Source organism: Afipia sp. OHSU_II-C1 (genome assembly GCF_000497575.1).
In the GTDB taxonomy this organism is placed as follows: domain Bacteria; phylum Pseudomonadota; class Alphaproteobacteria; order Rhizobiales; family Xanthobacteraceae; genus Afipia.
On record NZ_APJI01000006.1, the window covers coordinates 270,001 to 288,857 of the forward strand.

The window sequence follows — 18,857 nt, forward strand, 5'->3', positions numbered from 1 at the left end:
TCCAGAAGACGAATGCTCGAAAGCTGACTGAAGAGACGCATGGCGCAATCAAAGTGGTGGGCCTGGGAAGACTTGAACTTCCGACCTCACGCTTATCAAGCGCGCGCTCTAACCAACTGAGCTACAAGCCCTAACGACCATGTCCATTAAAGGATATGAGGCTCAAGCTGGCGCACCTTGTCTGACGACAAGACGCTGCAGCGCCGCCCCTGGCGCGTGTTCGTCCGCGAAGAAAGAGAAACGAAGACGGCGGTGTCCCGCCAATGCAGCTCAGCGATTGATCCAATCACTGGCCACTGATGTTTCTAAAACGATCCGATAGTTGCCGAAGCAAACTGAAGGACCATCCTTAGAAAGGAGGTGATCCAGCCGCAGGTTCCCCTACGGCTACCTTGTTACGACTTCACCCCAGTCGCTGACCCTACCGTGGCCGGCTGCCCCCTTTCGGTTAGCGCACCGTCTTCAGGTAAAACCAACTCCCATGGTGTGACGGGCGGTGTGTACAAGGCCCGGGAACGTATTCACCGCGGCATGCTGATCCACGATTACTAGCGATTCCAACTTCATGGGCTCGAGTTGCAGAGCCCAATCCGAACTGAGACGGCTTTTTGAGATTTGCGAAGGGTTGCCCCTTAGCGTCCCATTGTCACCGCCATTGTAGCACGTGTGTAGCCCAGCCCGTAAGGGCCATGAGGACTTGACGTCATCCCCACCTTCCTCGCGGCTTATCACCGGCAGTCTCCTTAGAGTGCTCAACTAAATGGTAGCAACTAAGGACGGGGGTTGCGCTCGTTGCGGGACTTAACCCAACATCTCACGACACGAGCTGACGACAGCCATGCAGCACCTGTGCTCTATGCCCCGAAGGGAAGGTTCCATCTCTGGTACCGGTCATAGACATGTCAAGGGCTGGTAAGGTTCTGCGCGTTGCGTCGAATTAAACCACATGCTCCACCGCTTGTGCGGGCCCCCGTCAATTCCTTTGAGTTTTAATCTTGCGACCGTACTCCCCAGGCGGAATGCTTAAAGCGTTAGCTGCGCCACTGAAAAGTAAACTTTCCAACGGCTGGCATTCATCGTTTACGGCGTGGACTACCAGGGTATCTAATCCTGTTTGCTCCCCACGCTTTCGTGCCTCAGCGTCAGTATCGGGCCAGTGAGCCGCCTTCGCCACTGGTGTTCTTGCGAATATCTACGAATTTCACCTCTACACTCGCAGTTCCACTCACCTCTCCCGAACTCAAGATCTTCAGTATCAAAGGCAGTTCTGGAGTTGAGCTCCAGGATTTCACCCCTGACTTAAAGACCCGCCTACGCACCCTTTACGCCCAGTGATTCCGAGCAACGCTAGCCCCCTTCGTATTACCGCGGCTGCTGGCACGAAGTTAGCCGGGGCTTATTCTTGCGGTACCGTCATTATCTTCCCGCACAAAAGAGCTTTACAACCCTAGGGCCTTCATCACTCACGCGGCATGGCTGGATCAGGCTTGCGCCCATTGTCCAATATTCCCCACTGCTGCCTCCCGTAGGAGTTTGGGCCGTGTCTCAGTCCCAATGTGGCTGATCATCCTCTCAGACCAGCTACTGATCGTCGCCTTGGTGAGCCGTTACCTCACCAACTAGCTAATCAGACGCGGGCCGATCTTTCGGCGATAAATCTTTCCCCGTAAGGGCTTATCCGGTATTAGCACAAGTTTCCCTGTGTTGTTCCGAACCAAAAGGTACGTTCCCACGCGTTACTCACCCGTCTGCCGCTGACGTATTGCTACGCCCGCTCGACTTGCATGTGTTAAGCCTGCCGCCAGCGTTCGCTCTGAGCCAGGATCAAACTCTCAAGTTGGACTTGAAACTTTAAACCGGCTGATCACAACGTTTGACGAGGTCCCACCATTGTTAGCCGAAGCCAACATGCTGTCTGCGATTCACATCGCGAACAACGATGGTGTAACCTTTAAAACGTGTACCGCCGAAGTCTTTCGTCCGGTCCCAACCAACTGAAAAACCGAAGTCTTTCAATCCGCCGAGACCCGCAAGGACTCCGCCGTCCACGTTTCTCTTTCTTCATCTTTACTTGTCAAACAGCCCGAAACCCGAGGGTTTCACTCGCCCATGGCTGGGCGAAAATCTCTGGTGTCTCTACTTAAAGAGACCTCGCAACCTATCCGACGCCGAATGACAACCGACAACTATCGGCTGTTTGTTCACTCGTCTAGGAGAGGAGCTTGACAGGCGCGGAAGCTTGCCTGGGCTGTGGGCCCCGGCGCCGCCGCGCTCAGTGGTCGGGTTATAGGCCCTGCCCTCAGAGCTTGTCAACGCCAATGTCAAAAAATCGTCGCAACGCACCCAAGAAAATCAAATCGCCAAGAAGTGCTGATTTATCAGGGCTTCGCGCCGTACTTGAGCCACATTCCTGCGACGTCCTGCACATGAAATGTGCCTCGGCCGGGCAAATACACGTATAGTTCGGCCCGTCCGGTTCGAAGATTCGGCGATGACTTCGGCGATGACTTGGGATCGTCGTCTGACTTGGGATGAAAAAACATCAGCGAGTTGCGCGGCATTGACGTCAGGCCTGTTTCGCCAGCACCTTGGCGCGCGACAAAACGAGGGTGACGGCAACATAACCAGACGCTATTGGCTCGAAGCTTCTCTCTAGAGGGATACGAGCCTGAGAAGAGCGCACTGGCAGCTCGTTGAATGACGGCTGAAGAAGACGAAGAATTTCGGCGAAGGCTTGCTACGAGAAGACTTGCGGGGGAAGGCAGTTTTGAACCACGGGACGTCACGCGGGGGCAATTACGGGCGTGCCGGGATCATTGATCTCGGTCACGAGCCGCCGCTGTCAGTTGATGGTTCGGAAGCCGCCGTTATCGACCGCCGCCGCGTTTCCGTGCAGTGGTTTAGCGGCACGATTCTCACCGGTCTGTGCGGCGCGGCTTTGATCGGCGGCGCCGTTTTCGCGTCGCTCGACGGCGAAATGACCTTCGCCAAGGTTCCCGAGCGCGTCGAAGGCGCGCTGCGCGGAGCATTCGGCGCCAGTGACAAGGGCGCCGTCGCCCGCAAGAGCGATCGCCTTCCGCCACCCAGCGATTCGGCCGCCGCCCGTCAGGTGATTCGCGTCTCGACGGTTGCCCGCGCCGGCACCCGCGACGTGATGCGGGTCCGGCCCTTCGTCCGTATCGCCGGCAACCTGTCGCTGACCACCAGCGATCTGTCCGCCAAGGTTCCAGCCTTTAACGCCCAGCGCATGCTGACCGATGTCGGCTCCGCATCGCCCGCCGACGGCGACGATTCGCAAAATCCCAATGCCGCTGAGCCGGATGCCGAAGTCTCATTCGTGACGCGCGACCTAGCCCAGGTGCTGCCCCGCGCCAAGATCGCGGCCAGCGTCGCGATCGACGAGGTGCTGCTGCGGGTGCGCGACGCCTCGAGCTGGCGCGGCAACAGCGCCGTCAAATACGCCTCGAGCATGCCGACCGACCTGAAGATGGCCTACGCCGCGGAAGGCACACCGGATCCTTATGCCGGCTTCGAGACCCGGGTGGTTCCGGAAAACGTGACGCTGCTGCCGAAGACCAAGGATCAGATCACCGGTGGCAATCCTTCCAGCGAAAAAATCCACATCGTCAAGAAAGGCGACACCGTCCAGTCGATTTTGCGCGACCTGGGCGCGAGCCCCGGCGAAGCCCTCGCCATCGCCAACAATCTCGGCGCGCGCGGCCGCGACGGCGGCCTGAGGGAAGGCCAGAAGCTGCGCATCATGATGGCGGGAACTGGTCCCGGACTTCAGCGTCAGCAGCCGGTTCGGGTGATCGTCGCCAACGAAACCGCCATCGAAGCCGTGGCCGCCCTTTCGGATCTCGGCAAATACGTCGCCGTCGATCCGCAGAGTTTCAATACCGTCACCGAAACGGCGAACGCCAACGACGATGACGACGAGGATGATGGCACCGGCGTGCGGCTCTATCAGAGCATTTACGAGACAGCGCTGCGCAACAAGGTTCCGGCGACCGTCATCGAGGACATGATCCGCATTTACTCCTACGACGTCGACTTCCAGCGCAAGGTTCAGGCCGGAGATTCGTTCGAGGTGTTCTTCGCCGGCGAGGACGAGACGCCGGTCAACAACGAAAAGACGGAAGTTCTCTACGCCTCCCTCACCGTCGGCGGCGAAACCAAGAAATACTATCGCTTCCAGGCGCCGGACGATTCCATCGTCGACTACTACGACGAGACCGGAAAGAGCGCGAAGAAGTTCCTGGTCCGCAAGCCCGTCAGCAACGCGGTCATGCGCTCCGGCTTCGGCGGCCGTCGCCATCCGATCCTCGGCTATACCAAGATGCACACCGGCGTGGACTGGGCCGCGCCCTACGGCACGCCGATCTTCGCATCGGGCAACGGCGTAATCGAAAAGGCCGGATGGGAAGGCGGCTACGGCAAATATATCCGCGTCAAGCATCCGAACGGATACGAAACCGCCTACGGCCATATGACCGCCTTCGCCAAGGGCATGGAGCCCGGCAAGCGCGTGCGTCAGGGCCAAGTGATCGGCTTCGTCGGCTCGACCGGTCTCTCCACAGGCGCTCACGTCCACTATGAAATTCTGGTCAACGGCCGCTTCGTCGACCCGATGCGCATCAAGCTGCCGCGCGGACGTTCGCTCGAGGGCCCGATGCTTGCCAGTTTCGAGGCGGAACGCGACCGGCTCGACGGCCTGATCAGCAACCGGCCCGGCGGCAATCGGCCGCAGCCTCAAGCTGCGAAGGGCCAGAAAACCGCGCAGGCCAGCGACCGCTGACCTTTTCCTGTCTTCCGATCCTCGAAACCGGCAGCGCGCCTGAAGTAGATGGGGCGCGAAACTTGTGTATGTTGCCGCTTTCAACAGCGGCACCGGCATCAAATTGCGACCATCAATCTCCGTCTATGTCTTCGGCCTCATTTTCCTGACGGCTTGCGTGGTTTACTCGATCGGTATCGGCGTCCCGGTCTACTGGCACCCTGACGAAATCAGCAAGGCGTCCCAGCTTCAGAGCGGCAACTACAATTTCTATCACCCGCAGCTGATGCTGCGGCTCGCGACGCTGTTCAAGTCGCTGTTTCAGGCAGGCGATTCGACACGCGAGCTCGTCCTTTCCGGCAGGGTTGCCTCGGTCTTTGCGACTGCTGTGGCGGCGACCGCCCTTGGCGTCCTGATGGCGCGGCGCTTCGGATTGATTTTCGGCATCGTGACCGCAGTCCTGGTCGGGCTGACGCCCACCGTGTTCATTCATGCGCGCCATTTCAAGGAAGATGCCACGCTGCTGATGGGCACCGCGCTGACGATGCTCGCGTTGCAGTCCGTCGATATGAACGCCAGCCGGCGAAACATCATTCTCCTCGGTCTCGCTGCGGGGCTCGCAGCATCGTCCAAGTATGTCGGAATCATCATGCTCGCTCCGGCTATCGCCATGCTGATCGTAAAACGCGCGCGCTGGATCGATGCCGGATATTGTTTTGCGGCGGCCGTTCTCGTCTTTGCCGCGATCAACAGCCCCGGCCTGTTCGGCAGATCCAGCCTCAGCACCGGTCTCATGATGGAAATCAATCATGTCATGACCGGCCACAGCGGCATTCCGGGATCCCGGATCACGATGGACAATATCACGAATTTCTGGCGCAGCATGACGCCGGTGCTCGTCCTGCTCTGGATTGCGGGCATGGCGCTGCAACTGTGGCCGCTGAAGTCTCGCCCCGATCACGGGCGGCCGGCCGTACAGACCATCGACCGCATCATCCTTTTCACGCCATTGCTGCTGCTTGCCATGCTGCAACTCGCGACGTTCTCGTTGTTCCGCTACGTCCTGCCGGCTGTGGCGCTGGCTGTCGTGGCAGCCATCTGGACGGCCGCGTGGGTCATTCACACGACCGGAAATCGCGCCGCACGAATAGCTGTCATTGCCCTGCTCGTGCTGGCGGGCGGCGCCACATTGTGGACATTCAGGACGGCGGTTCTCCTCGTCGCCCATGACCCTCGTGCAAGGCTGAGCGCCTGGATTTCCAGCAACCTGCCGCCCGACGCAAAGATCGCGACTGAGTTCTACACCGGTCTGCCCACGGCGGAACGCGTCCGGATCGACCCGACGATTCCAACGATGCCGCAGGAGGTGGCGACGTCATACGGCCATCTCGGCACGCACGGACTGCACAAGCTTTATGAGATGGGCATCACCCATATCGCTATTTCGAGCACGAATTACGGCCGCTTCTTTGAACAATCGCTTCCGGACGCCCTGATTCCGACAAAGCAGTTTTATGAAGACGTTTTTGCCCGGTTCAAACCGATCTACGAAAGCCGGATAACCAGCGATGTGCATCACATCGCGACGTCCGATCTCACCGTCTACGACATCCGGACGCAATCTTCGCGCTGAGGCGGAAAAAAAAGCCGGGCATATGGCCCGGCTATTTGCATTAGTTCAGCTTGCTCTTCGGCACCGGCGGCATCTCGCTATCGATCTTTGCAAGCTGACCGTTGAAGGTCAGACCTGCATCCGTCGCCGAGACCGCGACGTTTTCACCGTCATGGATGCGGCCGGACAGGATCATTTCCGCCAGCGGGTCCTGTAACGCGCGCTGGATCGCGCGCTTCAGGGGACGCGCTCCGTAAGCCGGATCCCATCCCTTTGCCGCCAGCCAATCGCGCGCCTTGTCATCCAGCGTCAGCGTGATCTTGCGATCCGCCAGCAGCTTTAACAGCCGCCGCATCTGGATATCGACAATGCGGCCCATCTCGGTCCGCTGCAGCCGGTGGAACAGGATGATCTCATCCACACGGTTGAGGAATTCCGGACGGAAGCTCGCCCGCACCACGGCCATCACCTGATCGCGCACCGCTGACGTATCCTCGCCCTCCGCCTGGCTGACGAGGAATTCAGAGCCGAGGTTCGAGGTCATGATGATCAGCGTGTTGCGGAAATCGACGGTGCGGCCCTGACCATCGGTCAGGCGGCCATCGTCGAGCACCTGCAGCAGCACGTTGAAGACGTCGGGATGCGCCTTCTCGATCTCGTCGAAAAGGACAACCTGATAGGGCCTGCGCCGCACCGCTTCGGTGAGCGCGCCCCCCTCGTCATAACCGACATAGCCCGGAGGCGCGCCGATCAGCCGGGCAACCGAGTGCTTTTCCATGTATTCGGACATGTCCATGCGCACCAGCGCCGTCTCGTCGTCGAACAGATATTCGGCGAGCGCCTTGGTCAGTTCGGTCTTGCCGACGCCGGTCGGGCCGAGGAACATGAACGAGCCGATCGGCCGATTCGGGTCCTGCAATCCGGCGCGCGAACGCCGCACCGCAGTCGATACCGCGCTGACAGCTTCGGCCTGGCCGATCACGCGCTCCGCAAGCTGCAACTCCATCTTGAGCAGCTTCTCGCGTTCGCCTTCCAGCATCTTGTCGACCGGAATGCCGGTCCAGCGTGACACCACCTGCGCAACGTGGCTGGCGGTCACCGCTTCCTCGAGCACGAGGTTGCCGGCCTTCTCGCTTTCTTCAAGCGCCTTCAGCCGCTTTTCGAGTTCGGGAATCCGGCCATAGGCGAGTTCGCCCGCCTTCTGAAATTCGCCCCGCCGCTGCGCGTCGGCGAGTTCCTGGCGCGCCTGCTCCAGCTCGCTCTTGACCTTCTGGGCATTGGACAGCTTGTCGCGCTCCGACTGCCACTTCGCAGTCAGCGCAGCGCCCTTCTCCTCAAGGTCGGCCAACTCCTTCTCGAGCCGCTGCAAGCGATCCTTCGACGCCGAATCGGTTTCCTTCTTCAGCGCCTCCTGCTCGATCTTCAGCCGCACGATCTCGCGATCGATGTTATCGAGCTCCTCCGGCTTGGAATCGATCTGCATCTTCAGCCGCGCCGCGGCCTCGTCGATCAGGTCGATCGCCTTGTCCGGCAGAAAGCGGTCGGTGATATAACGGTTCGACAGCGTCGCCGCAGCCACGATCGCGGAATCCGTGATGCGGACACCGTGATGCAGCTCGTACTTCTCCTTGAGGCCGCGCAGGATCGACACCGCGTCTTCGACGGTCGGCTCGGAGACGAACACCGGCTGGAAACGGCGGGCCAATGCAGCGTCTTTCTCGACATGCTTGCGGTATTCGTCGAGCGTGGTCGCGCCAATACAATGCAGTTCGCCGCGCGCCAGCGCGGGCTTCAGCAGGTTGGACGCATCCATCGCGCCATCGGCTTTTCCGGCGCCGACCAGCGTGTGCATCTCGTCGATGAACAGGATGATCTGGCCGTCCGAGCTGGTGACTTCCGAGAGCACAGCCTTCAGCCGCTCCTCGAACTCGCCGCGATATTTCGCGCCGGCGATCAGCGCGCCCATGTCGAGCGACAGCACCTTCTTGTCCTTGAGACCTTCCGGGACGTCACCGTTGACGATGCGCAGCGCGAGGCCTTCGACGATGGCGGTCTTGCCGACGCCGGGCTCGCCGATCAGCACCGGATTGTTCTTGGTGCGGCGGGACAACACTTGAATGGTCCGGCGGATTTCCTCGTCACGGCCGATCACCGGGTCGAGCTTGCCGTCGTGCGCGGCCTGGGTCAGGTCGCGGGCATATTTCTTCAGCGCGTCGTAGGCGTTCTCCGCCGACGCGCTGTCGGCCGTGCGGCCCTTGCGCAGGGCATTGATCGCCGCGTTGAGGTTTTGCGGCGTAACGCCGCCCTTGGCGAGCAGCGCGCCTGCGTCACTCTCCTTGTCGGCAGCAAGCGCCTGAAGCAGCCGCTCCACGGTGACGAAACTGTCACCGGCCTTCTCGGCGGCCTGTTCGGCAGCGTCGAAAGCGCGTGCGGTCGCCGGAGCCAGATAGACCTGCCCCGCTCCCGCGCCGGAGACTTTCGGCATCTTGTTCAGCGCATCCTCGGTGGCTTTCAGGATCGCGCGGGAATTGCCGCCGGAACGGTCGATCAGACCACCCGCCAGACCTTCACTGTCGTCGAGAAGCACCTTGAGGATATGCAGGGGCGTGAATTGCTGATGGCCCTCACGCATGGCCAGCGTCTGTGCCGACTGGATGAATCCCTTCACACGGTCGGTATATTTTTCAATATTCATTTCGGGTTTTCCCTCAGCCTGCTGTGTCCGCCCCGAAGGCACGGATCTTAGCATCTTCAATGGGGTTCCGCCTCCGGCATTGACGTTCCTCAACCCGTGGCGGGGACCGGCGTTGCACCGGCCTAGGCGTCATGTGGGAACTGCGGCGCGCCCGCGAAAGAGGCAGGACTGAAAATTCGGCGAAAGTGGCGGGAAATGCCGAATCCGCTTAAGAACCGGAAATGACAAACACCGCCGCGACGCTCCAGAGCATCTATCGCTACCCTGTCAAAGGCCTGTCACCGGAACTGCTTGCGAAAACAGCCTTGCAGCCTGGCGAAACCCTGCCCGCCGACCGCCGTTACGCGATCGAGAACGGCCCGATCGGCTTCGACCCTGCCGATCCGAAATATTATCCGAAAATCCGGTTCCTGATGCTGATGCGGAACGAGCGCCTTGCCGGCCTTCAGACCCGGTTCGACGATGCGACCAATGTTCTAACGATCAGGCACAACAATGCTGAGGCCGCGCGCGGCGATCTGGAAACACCCGAGGGCCGCGCCACCATCGAGACGTTCTTCGTGGAGAACTTCGCGCCCGAGTTGAAGGGGCCGCCGAAGGTCCTCGCGGCACCCGGCCACAGCTTCTCCGACGTCGCCGCCAAGGTGGTGTCCATCATCAATCTGGCCAGCGTGGCCGCCATTGAGACCATCGTCGGCCAGCCAGTTCATCCGCTGCGCTTTCGCGGCAATCTCTATGTCAGCGGCTGGCCCGCATGGCACGAGTTCGATTTGCTGGGGAAGGAACTGACAATCGGCGGCGCGCGGCTGAAAGTGAACAAGCGGATCGTGCGCTGTGCCGCCGTCAATGTCGATCCGGTCACTGCCGAGCGCGACATGAATATTCCGCAGGCATTGATGCAGATGTTCGATCACGCCGATTGCGGCGTTTACGCCGAAGTGATCACCGGCGGCACGATTGCCGCCGGCGATACAATCACAGAACTCAGCTCGACGGCATGACGTAGGCGTAGACCCGCCCGCGCGAATAGGTGGCCTCGGCGACGCGGTGGCCATGGTTGCCGGAAATCACGATCGGGTTGCCCTTGGCATCGATGCCGCTGACGATCCCGACATGACCGCCGCGGCGGCCGCGGGACATCACCGCGATGGCGCCGACCTGCGGGCCGGAGATGCGCTGGCCGTAGCCCGCGAACGAACGCGCCATATCGGAGCCGGTGCCTTTGTGGCCGGAACGCTCAAGAACCATGTTCATGAAGCGCGCGCACCAGAGGCTGGAGCGGCCCGTCGGATTTCCGCTGCCGATATAGCGCCGCGCTTCCGCGACAATGTTCGAGCCGCCGAAGCCGCCGAAGCCCTGCGACGTCGATGCTTCCGCAGTGGCTGCTGCTGCGGCGTAGCGGCCACGCCGTGCGTGATGGCGATAACGGTGGCCATAATGCTTCCTGGCGTGATGCTTGGAATGGTGAGCGTGGTAGTGACGGCTTGCGCCGTGATGAGGCCTTGCCGAAGCCGGAGTTGCCAGTGCGACGATTGCCACCGAACACAGCGCCAGCGCGGCGCCTCGAAGTGGCAGGCGAAGTTTACGCGATAGAGTCATCCATTAGTCCTCGTGACACCCCCTGTGCCCATCGTTCGCACGCGAACGACATACCGCAGCGCAAAAACCGGGTAGGTGTGACGAGAGCAAGACAGGAAAAGGCGCTCGCGGATTCATTTCGCGGCGATAACAGGATCATTTCACGGCGAGAATGCGAACATACACGGCCACATTGGAGCCGCGAATGTTAAGGCGTGCCGGTCTCCCGAATCCGAAGTTCGCTACACTTCGCGGCATTCCCCGGAGCGAACTTCGGATTTAGTCGCGGCGTTTGAGCAGAAACACGCCCTGCTCACCGAACATGTTCCAGAACCACCATGGCGCGTTGAGCCGCAGCGGACGGCCATAAAGATCGAGCGCCACCGCGCGCTCCATCTTGACGTTGATCTCGTCGCACAACTGCACGAAGTCCTTGATGGTGCAGAAATGGATGTTCGGCGTGTCGTACCAGGTCGCCGGAAGGTTGTCGGTGCGCGGCATCTGGCCCTTCACCAGCAACTGGAGCCGCATCTTCCAGTGGCCGAAATTCGGAAACGACACGATGGCGCTGCGCCCAATGCGCAGCAGATTCTCCAGCACCACGCGCGGCTGGCGCGTCGCCTGCAAGGTCTGCGACAGGATTACGTAATCGAACGAATCGTCCGGATAATTGATCAGGTCGGTGTCGGCGTCGCCCTGCACCACGGCGAGTCCCTTGGCGACGCAGCGGTTGACGCCCTCGCGCGACAGTTCGATGCCGCGTCCGTCAACACCACGCGTCTCCAGCAAGCGCAGCAGATCGCCCTCGCCGCAGCCGACGTCGAGCACTTTCGAGCCGGGTTCGACCATCTCCGCGACCAGCAAATGATCGGCGCGATAGCCGTTCTCGGTGACGGGAAGAACAGCGGTCGGACGGAAGGTTTGATCCTGGATTGTCATGTTAGCGGCTCGCCGAGGTCAGGCCGTGCGCCGACGCAGCCGATTCCAGGAATGCGCGGGAAATCTCGATGAACTCGGGCACATCCAGCAGGAACGCATCGTGTCCCCTGTCGGTCTCGATTTCCGCGAACGACACCCGCGCGCTGCCGGCGTTGAGAGCGTGAACGACGGCCCGCGCCTCCGAGGTCGGAAACAGCCAGTCGCTGGTGAACGAAACCACGCAGAACCGCGTGCGCGTGCCGCGCCAGGCTTCCGCCAACACACCGTCGTGATCGGCGGCGATGTCGAAATAGTCCATCGCGCGCGTCAGGTAGAGATAGCTGTTGGCGTCGAAGCGCTCCACGAACGACGAGCCCTGATGGCGCAGATAACTTTCGACCTCGAAATCCGCATCGAACGAGAACGTCGGCACTTCGCGGTCCTGCAGGCGCCGGCCGAACTTGCGATGCAGCGCCGCGTCGGACAGATACGTGATATGCGCGGCCATGCGTGCCACGCCGAGCCCGCGGTGCGGATGGGTGCCATCCTCGAAATAGCGTCCGCCGCGCCAGTCCGGATCGGCCATCACTGCCTGACGGCCAAGTTCGTGGAATGCGATGTTCTGCGCCGAATGCCGCGTGCTGCATGCCACCGCCAGCGCGGAGAACACGCGCTCGGGATAAGCCGTGGTCCACTGCAGCACCTGCATGCCGCCCATTGACCCGCCGACAACGGCGAACAGTTTCTCGATGCCGAGATGGTCGAGCAGCATCGCCTGCGCGCGCACCATGTCGGGAATAGTGATGACCGGAAAATCCAGTCCCCACAGTTTGCCGGTCGCGGGATTGGTCGATGATGGCCCGGTGGAGCCCATGCAGCCGCCGACCACATTGGCGCACACGACGTAATAGCGGTCGGTATCGATCGGCTTGCCGGGGCCGACCAGTGTCTGCCACCACCCTTGCTTGCCCGTGACCGGATGCACATTCGCGACATGCTGATCCCCGGTGAGCGCATGGCAGATAAGGATCGCATTGGAGCGATCCGCGTTGAGCTGGCCGTAAGCCTGATAGGCGATCTGGAACGGCGTGAGATCGATGCCGCAGTCCAGCCGCAGCGGCTTGTCCGCGCCGAACTGCGCGAGGAGCGATGACGGATGATCCGCCTCGTGCGCGCGCTCGGTGGACGGTGTGTCGCTCTTCAACGGTTTGACATTAACCATTTTGCTACTGGCCTCCTCAGCAGGTCGCGAGACCAACGTCGGAAATCAGGCACAAAAAACCCGGCCTGAAACGAGGTTCGGCCGGGATCACTTACATCCCCGGCCTGTTTAGCGAGTTGTTTAACGTGGCTGCAAGCCGGCCGGCTCAAATGACCACGGAATAGCTAAGTTACTAGTCACGAACAGCCTTTTCGTCAAGCTGCACCGCGAAAACGCAGCCCCTCCCTGCGGCTGTGTGAGGCTGGAATTGCCAATGTTTTCTTTGCTTTCAGGCGCTCTCCTGCCTATCAATGCGCCCGACAAATCCCGTTTTCGATGAATTCCAGAAGGCCTTCGCGCCGCAAGCCGCGTTCGGACCCAAGTTGAACCGATGACCAAGCAACCGCCATCCCTGCAGGACCTGCGCCGCGAAATCGATTCCATCGATGAGCAGGTGCATGAGCTGCTGATGAAGCGCGGCGACATCATCGACCGTCTGATCTCGGTGAAGAAGACGCAGGAAGTCGGCTCGGCCTTCCGCCCCGCGCGCGAGGCCGACATGATGCGCCGCCTGGTGCAGCGTCATCGCGGCATTCTCCCGCTCGACACCGTGGAGAGCATCTGGCGCGTCATCATCTCGACCTTCACTTACGTGCAGGCGCCGTTCTCGGTGCATGCCGATCTGTCCGTCGGCGAATCCGCGATGCGGGATTCGGCGCGATTCCATTTCGGCTTCACCGTTCCGTTCATCCCGCATTTCAACGCCGAAGCCGCGGTCGAGGCGGTGGCAAAATCCAAGGGCGACCTTGCGCTGATTTCCGCCGTCAGCAGCCGCACGCCCTGGTGGCTCGCGCTGGAGCCGGCCAATGCGCCGAAGATCATCGCGCGCCTGCCGTTCGTCGAGCGCGCCGATCACCCCGCCGCGCTGCCGGTGTTCGTGGTGTCGCGCGTCGCCGCAGATGCGATGGTCACCGAGGTCGAGATGTGGAGCGTGCGCGTCTCCGGCTGGAGCGCGGATGTCGCGCGTACGCTGTCGCCGTTCTCCGAGATTATCGCCGTCCCGGACACGGCTTCCGACGGCGCGGCCCTGCTGATCTCGGTTCCGGGACCGGACGGTCTTGCGAGAATCACCGCCGCGCTGGTCGCGGCCGGAGCATCGGTGCGTTCATCGGCTCTCGTCGGGAGCCATGCAACGCGCTATACGGTGCCGCCTGCCACTACGTCCAAATAGTCTTCTTTCGGAGTTGAGTTGATGTCTCGTCCTGTGCCGAAGCCAGGCATTCTCGATATTGCGCCTTACACGCCGGGCAAAAGCGGCGCCGGGCTGACCGGCCGCGTCTTCAAGCTGTCCGCGAACGAGACCCCGCTCGGGCCGTCGCCGAAAGCCATTGCCGCCTACAAGGCCGCCGCCGATCATCTGGAGGACTACCCGGAAGGCACCTCGCGCGCGCTGCGCGAAACCATCGGACGCACCTACGGCCTCGATCCCGACCGCATCATCTGCGGCGCGGGCTCGGACGAACTGCTGAATTATCTCGCGCACACATATCTCGGCCCCGGCGACGAGGCGATTCACACCACCCACGGCTTTCTGGTTTACCCGATTGCGACCATGGGCAACGGCGCCATCAATGTGATCGCGGCGGAGAAGAACTACACCGCCGATGTCGACGCGATTCTCGGTGCGGTGACGCCGCGCACCAAGATGGTGTGGCTGGCCAATCCGAACAACCCGACCGGCACCTATGTGCCGTTCGACGAGGTCAAGCGGCTGCGCGCCGGATTGCCGTCGCATGTGCTCCTGGTGATCGACGCGGCCTATTCTGAATACGTCTCGAAGAACGACTATGAGGCCGGCATCGAGATGGTCGCCACCACCGACAACACGGTGATGACGCGCACCTTCTCGAAGATTCACGGCCTCGCATCGCTGCGCGTCGGCTGGATGTACGGCCCTGCCAACATCATCGATGCGGTGAACCGCATCCGCGGCCCGTTCAATGTCTCGACGCCCGCCTCCGAAGCAGCCATCGCATCGCTGGAAGACACCGAGCATCAGAACAAGTCCCGCACCCACAACGACACCTGGCGCACCTGGCTGACCGATGAGATCGGCAAGCTCGGGCTTGAGGTGACGCCCAGCGTGGCGAACTTCGTCCTGATCCACTTCCCGCAAACGAAGGGCAAGACGGCGGAAGATGCCGACGCGTTCCTCACCAAGCGCGGGCTGATCCTGCGCGCGCTGAAGAACTACAAGCTGCCGCATGCGCTGCGCATGACCGTCGGCAGCGAAGAAGCCAACCGCCTCGTGGTCGCGGCGCTTGCCGAATTCATGGGGCAGAAGTGAACACTGAGCCGCTATTCAAGCGTATCGCACTGATCGGCTTTGGCCTGATCGGCGGCTCGATCGCGCGCGCAGCGCGCGCCCAGGGACTTGCGGGAGAGATCGTGGCCACCGCGCGCTCGCCCGCAACCCGTGCGCGCGTGCAGGAACTCGGCATCGTCGATCGCGTGGTCGAGACAAACAAGGACGCCGTGAAGGACGCGGACCTTGTGATCCTGTCCATCCCGGTCGGCGCCTGCGGGCCGGTCGCGGAGGAAATTGCGCCGCATCTCAAGCAGGGCGCGATTGTTTCCGATGTCGGCTCCGTCAAGGGCATGGTGCTGCGGGATATGTCCGCGCACCTGCCAAAGACCGTCCATTTCGTTCCGGCGCACCCTGTTGCGGGCACCGAACATTCCGGCCCCGATTCAGGCTTCGCCGAACTGTTCATCAACCGCTGGTGCATTCTGACGCCGCCGCCGGACGCCGACCCCGCCGCCGTCGACAAGCTCGCAACGTTCTGGCGCGCACTCGGGGCCAATGTCGAGACCATGGCGGCAGACCACCACGACTTGGTGCTCGCCGTCACCAGTCACCTGCCGCATCTGATCGCCTACACCATCGTCGGCACCGCCGATGAACTGGAAGACGTGACACAGGCGGAAGTGCTGAAATTCTCGGCGGGCGGCTTCCGCGACTTCACCCGCATTGCCGCATCCGACCCGACCATGTGGCGCGACGTGTTCCTCGCCAACAAGGATGCCGTGCTGGAAATGCTCGGGGCGTTTCAGGAAGATTTGTCGAAGCTCACCCGCGCGATCCGGCGCGGCGACGGCGAGGCGCTGTTCGATCACTTCACGCGCACCCGCGCGATCCGCCGCGGCATCGTCAATCTCGGTCAGGAAACCGCCGATCCCGACTTCGGCCGCAAGCACGCGAACCTGCCGAAGCCGGAAGGGAAGTAGCTTTCTTCCGACGCGTCATTGCGAGCGCAGCGAAGCAATCCATTCTTGAAGCAAGCTGGATTGCTTCGTCGCTCAGCTTCCCGCGATGACGAAAAACTCAAAACAGCGGCGCGGTCTGCGCGATCCGCAGCGGACCGATGGAGATCACACCCTCGGTGAATTTCAGCGGAAACGCCCGTGCCGGCTTGCCTTCTAGCGTTGAGGCCTGGCCGAGCATGTTGATGCCCGCCACCACGCCGGCATTGGCGTTCTTGCGCGCGACATTGCCGAGTCCGGGAATCATACGGTCGAGCGCACCGATCACCTTGTTGACGTCCTGTGCGCTGATGCCAGGCGCAATTCGATCGACGGTCGATTGCGGCACGCCGTCCATCAGCAGCTTGTCGATGCCGAGCTGCGAGACCACCCGCTCAAGCCCGGCGACTGTCATCGTCAGTTCGCCATCGAGATAACCGGCCGGCGTCAGAGCGAGCGAACCGGCGGCAACCGCGATGGTCTCGCCCTGCTGCACGCGCGACTGGGTGAAATCGAGCCGGCCGCCCGCGGCCTGAATTTCACGAAACCGTTCCGGCCAAGGTTTCGGCGCAAAATCCTTCAGGCCGCGCAGCAACGCGCGGATGTCCGCGTCGAACGGCTCGGCGAGAATGGGATGCAGGCCCTGCAGGCTTCCGGCGCTCACCTGAAACGCGGTTTCCACCACCGGATTGTTCGACAACGAGCCTTCCAGCAGGCGTGTATGCAACTCGAGATGCTTTGCGCGCAACAGGGGTGTCTGGGCGGAGCCGTTCATGCGATCGAGCGCCGGATCGTCGAACACCAGCGAGACGCGCTGGGGCGTCGGCAGGCCAGAGGCGCTGGCACGGCCCGTGGTCCAGCCCGCCACAAATGACGGTGCCTCGTTGCGGCTTGCGACGGTCGCCGGCCCGGTGAATTCGGCGATGATCTTGGTCGGATCATAAACCTGCGCGACCACCAGAATATCCTTCAGCCGCGCAGTGAGCTGGGTCTGATCGGCGGTTTGCGACGTCAGTGTCACCACCGGACTTTCGCAGCGAACCTCCATGCGGAACGGAAAGCCCGCGACGGAGCGACTGGCGCACTCATAGGCGCGGCCGGATTTCGCTTCGCGCGTGCGCCATTCGTCGAACTTCTCGTCGACATGCGATGCTGCATAGAACCAGAACCCGCTCCACGCCGCAGCTGCGACGAGAACCAGAACGGGCATTACAAAAACGGGCCAGAGACGGCGGCGAGGTGCGATGGGAGATGTCGGCATAGGGCAAGCTAGACCAGAGGAATCGGGCAATTGAAAGATGCACCTTTCGCGCAAATTGCCTTGAAGTCCATACGCTTGAGGCCCCGTCAAGTTGCGCACGGAGCGGTGGACTGATAGGCGTGATCCATCAGGTGACGTCGCCATGGCCGCAAAAATCCTTTCAGAATCCGAATTTCCCGAAGGCGATCTGTGGGTGTTCGCCTACGGATCGCTGATCTGGAAACCCGGCTTCGCCTTCCTTGAGCAAAAGCCTGCGCGGCTGATCGGCGAGCATCGTTCGCTTTGCATTTACTCGATGGTCCATCGGGGCACCCCGGAAAAGCCGGGCCTGGTGCTCGGCCTCGATCGCGGAGGCGCCTGTCAGGGCGTTGCGTTCCGGGTGGCGGCGGCTGAGCGAAAGGCCACGGTCGCCTACTTGCGGGCGCGCGAGCAGGTGACCGGCGTCTACCGCGAAGTCATGCGCTCGGTCTGGCTTGAAGGCGATGCACGCCAGAGGGTCAGCGCGCTCGCCTATGTCGCCGACCGCAGCCACGACCAGTATGCCGGTCGGCTCACAATGGATGAGCAATTACGGTTGGTGCGTCAGGGTCACGGCGCCTATGGGCCGAATGACGAGTACGTCATCGCAACCGTGACCGCGCTGGAAGCGCAGGGCGTTCGCGACGCGCCGCTGCATCGTCTTGCCGCGATGCTCCATGGCGAAGGCGCCCTTCACCGTCATACGTAGTCAATCAGGATCTGACGGAGGCTGCGATCGGCGCCGAGAAGCCGATCAGGCGCACCTGTTCCTCGCGCCCCGCTTTCTCCAGCCGGTCGCTCGCTTCTTCGATCGCGGCTTGCAGGCGCGCATTGAAGTCGTGACGTTTGAGACCCGGCGGAATTGGATCAAGAAACTCGATCACAATGGTCCCGGGGTAACGCAGGAACGTCCGCCGCGGCCAGAACAGTCCGGAGTTGAGTGCAACGGGAATGCAGGGCACTCCGGCCTCGCCGTAGATCAGGCTAACGCCGTTCTTGTAATCCGGCGGTGCGCCCACGGCGCGGCGTGTGCCTTCGGGAAAAATCAGGAGCTGACGGCCGCGCCTGATTTCCTCGGCGGCGCGCCTCGTGATGTCGATCAATGTGCGGCCGCCCGCACTTCGGTTGACGCCGATCATCCCGGCCTTGAGCAGATACCAGCCGAACAGCGGCAGCCACGTCAGTTCGCGCTTCAGGATGTAAAGCGGCTGATCGAAAAACTGCAGCAGCGCGAAGGTTTCCCAGGCCGACTGATGTTTCGAGGCGACGATCAGCGGACCTTTCGGGATTTTATCCAGGCCGCGATATTCGACCCTGGTGTTGCAGATGATCCGCATCCACCAGATGCTCGTCTTGCCCCAGTTGGTTGCGATCCAGATGATGCCCGCACGCGGCAAGGCATAAGTCGGGAGGCCGAGGATCACCCAGAAAGCAAGGTTCAGATAGAAAACGAGGTTGTAGAGCAGCGAACGCAAGAATACCGAAACCATCGAC

General features: G+C 61.7%; 14 protein-coding genes, 1 tRNA gene, 1 rRNA gene and 1 riboswitch. Of the genes, 7 read left to right on the forward strand and 9 right to left on the reverse strand.

Annotation, left to right across the window (positions count from 1 at the left end; genetic code table 11):
• Positions 1-54 precede the first annotated feature (54 nt).
• The 3 genes from I554_RS0106455 to I554_RS27200 form a co-directional block, all read right to left on the reverse strand.
• Positions 55-131, reverse strand: a tRNA-Ile gene (locus tag I554_RS0106455).
• A gap of 222 nt (positions 132-353) precedes the next feature.
• Positions 354-1,840 (reverse strand): 16S ribosomal RNA (locus I554_RS0106460).
• A gap of 53 nt (positions 1,841-1,893) precedes the next feature.
• Entirely contained in the window at positions 1,894-2,049 is a 156-nt protein-coding gene (locus I554_RS27200; RefSeq protein WP_155848252.1) for a hypothetical protein, read from the reverse strand.
• Positions 2,050-2,767: 718 nt separating this feature from the next.
• Between I554_RS27200 and I554_RS0106470 the strand changes: the two genes are divergently transcribed.
• Positions 2,768-4,798 carry a LysM peptidoglycan-binding domain-containing M23 family metallopeptidase gene (locus tag I554_RS0106470; protein ID WP_024574762.1) on the forward strand — a complete coding sequence of 677 codons (2,031 nt, stop codon included), beginning with the start codon at positions 2,768-2,770 and terminating at the stop codon, positions 4,796-4,798.
• Positions 4,799-4,862: 64 nt separating this feature from the next.
• Positions 4,863-6,410, forward strand: coding sequence for a glycosyltransferase family 39 protein (locus tag I554_RS0106475; RefSeq protein ID WP_024574763.1), 1,548 nt, complete (start codon positions 4,863-4,865; stop codon positions 6,408-6,410).
• A gap of 40 nt (positions 6,411-6,450) precedes the next feature.
• Here the strand turns inward: I554_RS0106475 and clpB are convergent, their stop codons facing one another.
• Positions 6,451-9,084 (reverse strand): ATP-dependent chaperone ClpB, encoded by a 2,634-nt coding sequence (gene clpB / locus I554_RS0106480; RefSeq protein ID WP_024574764.1) that lies wholly within the window; start codon positions 9,082-9,084, stop codon positions 6,451-6,453.
• A gap of 221 nt (positions 9,085-9,305) precedes the next feature.
• Here clpB and I554_RS0106485 point away from each other — a divergent pair, with 221 nt between their 5' ends.
• Positions 9,306-10,085 carry an MOSC domain-containing protein gene (locus tag I554_RS0106485; protein WP_024574765.1) on the forward strand — a complete coding sequence of 260 codons (780 nt, stop codon included), beginning with the start codon at positions 9,306-9,308 and terminating at the stop codon, positions 10,083-10,085.
• Here I554_RS0106485 and I554_RS0106490 read toward each other — a convergent pair.
• From I554_RS0106490 to I554_RS0106500, 3 genes are all read right to left on the reverse strand, one after another.
• Positions 10,069-10,683: a TIGR02594 family protein gene (locus I554_RS0106490; protein WP_024574766.1), complete on the reverse strand. Its 615-nt coding sequence runs from the start codon at positions 10,681-10,683 to the stop codon at positions 10,069-10,071. The two genes, I554_RS0106485 and I554_RS0106490, sit on opposite strands and share 17 nt — an antisense overlap.
• Positions 10,684-10,941: 258 nt before the next feature.
• Complete coding sequence (gene metW / locus I554_RS0106495) at positions 10,942-11,601, reverse strand: methionine biosynthesis protein MetW (RefSeq protein ID WP_024574767.1); 660 nt, start codon at positions 11,599-11,601, stop codon at positions 10,942-10,944.
• A 1-nt stretch (position 11,602) separates the two neighbouring features.
• Positions 11,603-12,802: a homoserine O-acetyltransferase gene (locus I554_RS0106500; RefSeq protein ID WP_024574768.1), complete on the reverse strand. Its 1,200-nt coding sequence runs from the start codon at positions 12,800-12,802 to the stop codon at positions 11,603-11,605.
• An 87-nt stretch (positions 12,803-12,889) separates the two neighbouring features.
• Positions 12,890-12,969: riboswitch (SAM riboswitch) on the reverse strand.
• Between the two features lie 203 nt (positions 12,970-13,172).
• Between I554_RS0106500 and I554_RS0106510 the strand changes: the two genes are divergently transcribed.
• Genes I554_RS0106510 through I554_RS0106520 form a run of 3 tightly spaced genes read left to right on the forward strand, consistent with a single transcriptional unit; the run spans position 13,173 to position 16,069 of the window.
• On the forward strand, positions 13,173-14,012 hold the full coding sequence (locus I554_RS0106510) for a chorismate mutase (protein WP_024574769.1): 840 nt from the start codon (positions 13,173-13,175) through the stop codon (positions 14,010-14,012).
• A 21-nt stretch (positions 14,013-14,033) separates the two neighbouring features.
• Positions 14,034-15,128 (forward strand): histidinol-phosphate transaminase, encoded by a 1,095-nt coding sequence (hisC, locus tag I554_RS0106515; protein WP_024574770.1) that lies wholly within the window; start codon positions 14,034-14,036, stop codon positions 15,126-15,128.
• Entirely contained in the window at positions 15,125-16,069 is a 945-nt protein-coding gene (locus I554_RS0106520; protein WP_024574771.1) for a prephenate/arogenate dehydrogenase family protein, read from the forward strand. The genes hisC and I554_RS0106520 overlap by 4 nt, the downstream gene beginning before the upstream one ends.
• A gap of 97 nt (positions 16,070-16,166) precedes the next feature.
• On the opposite strand, the gene I554_RS0106525 is transcribed toward I554_RS0106520, so the two are convergent.
• Positions 16,167-17,294: a DUF2125 domain-containing protein gene (locus tag I554_RS0106525; RefSeq protein WP_034461865.1), complete on the reverse strand. Its 1,128-nt coding sequence runs from the start codon at positions 17,292-17,294 to the stop codon at positions 16,167-16,169.
• 193 nt (positions 17,295-17,487) lie between these two features.
• Between I554_RS0106525 and I554_RS0106530 the strand changes: the two genes are divergently transcribed.
• Positions 17,488-18,072, forward strand: a complete 585-nt coding sequence (locus I554_RS0106530) for a gamma-glutamylcyclotransferase (protein ID WP_024574773.1) — start codon at positions 17,488-17,490, stop codon at positions 18,070-18,072.
• A 4-nt stretch (positions 18,073-18,076) separates the two neighbouring features.
• Here the strand turns inward: I554_RS0106530 and I554_RS0106535 are convergent, their stop codons facing one another.
• Complete coding sequence (locus I554_RS0106535; RefSeq protein WP_024574774.1) at positions 18,077-18,853, reverse strand: lysophospholipid acyltransferase family protein; 777 nt, start codon at positions 18,851-18,853, stop codon at positions 18,077-18,079.
• Positions 18,854-18,857: the final 4 nt, after the last annotated feature.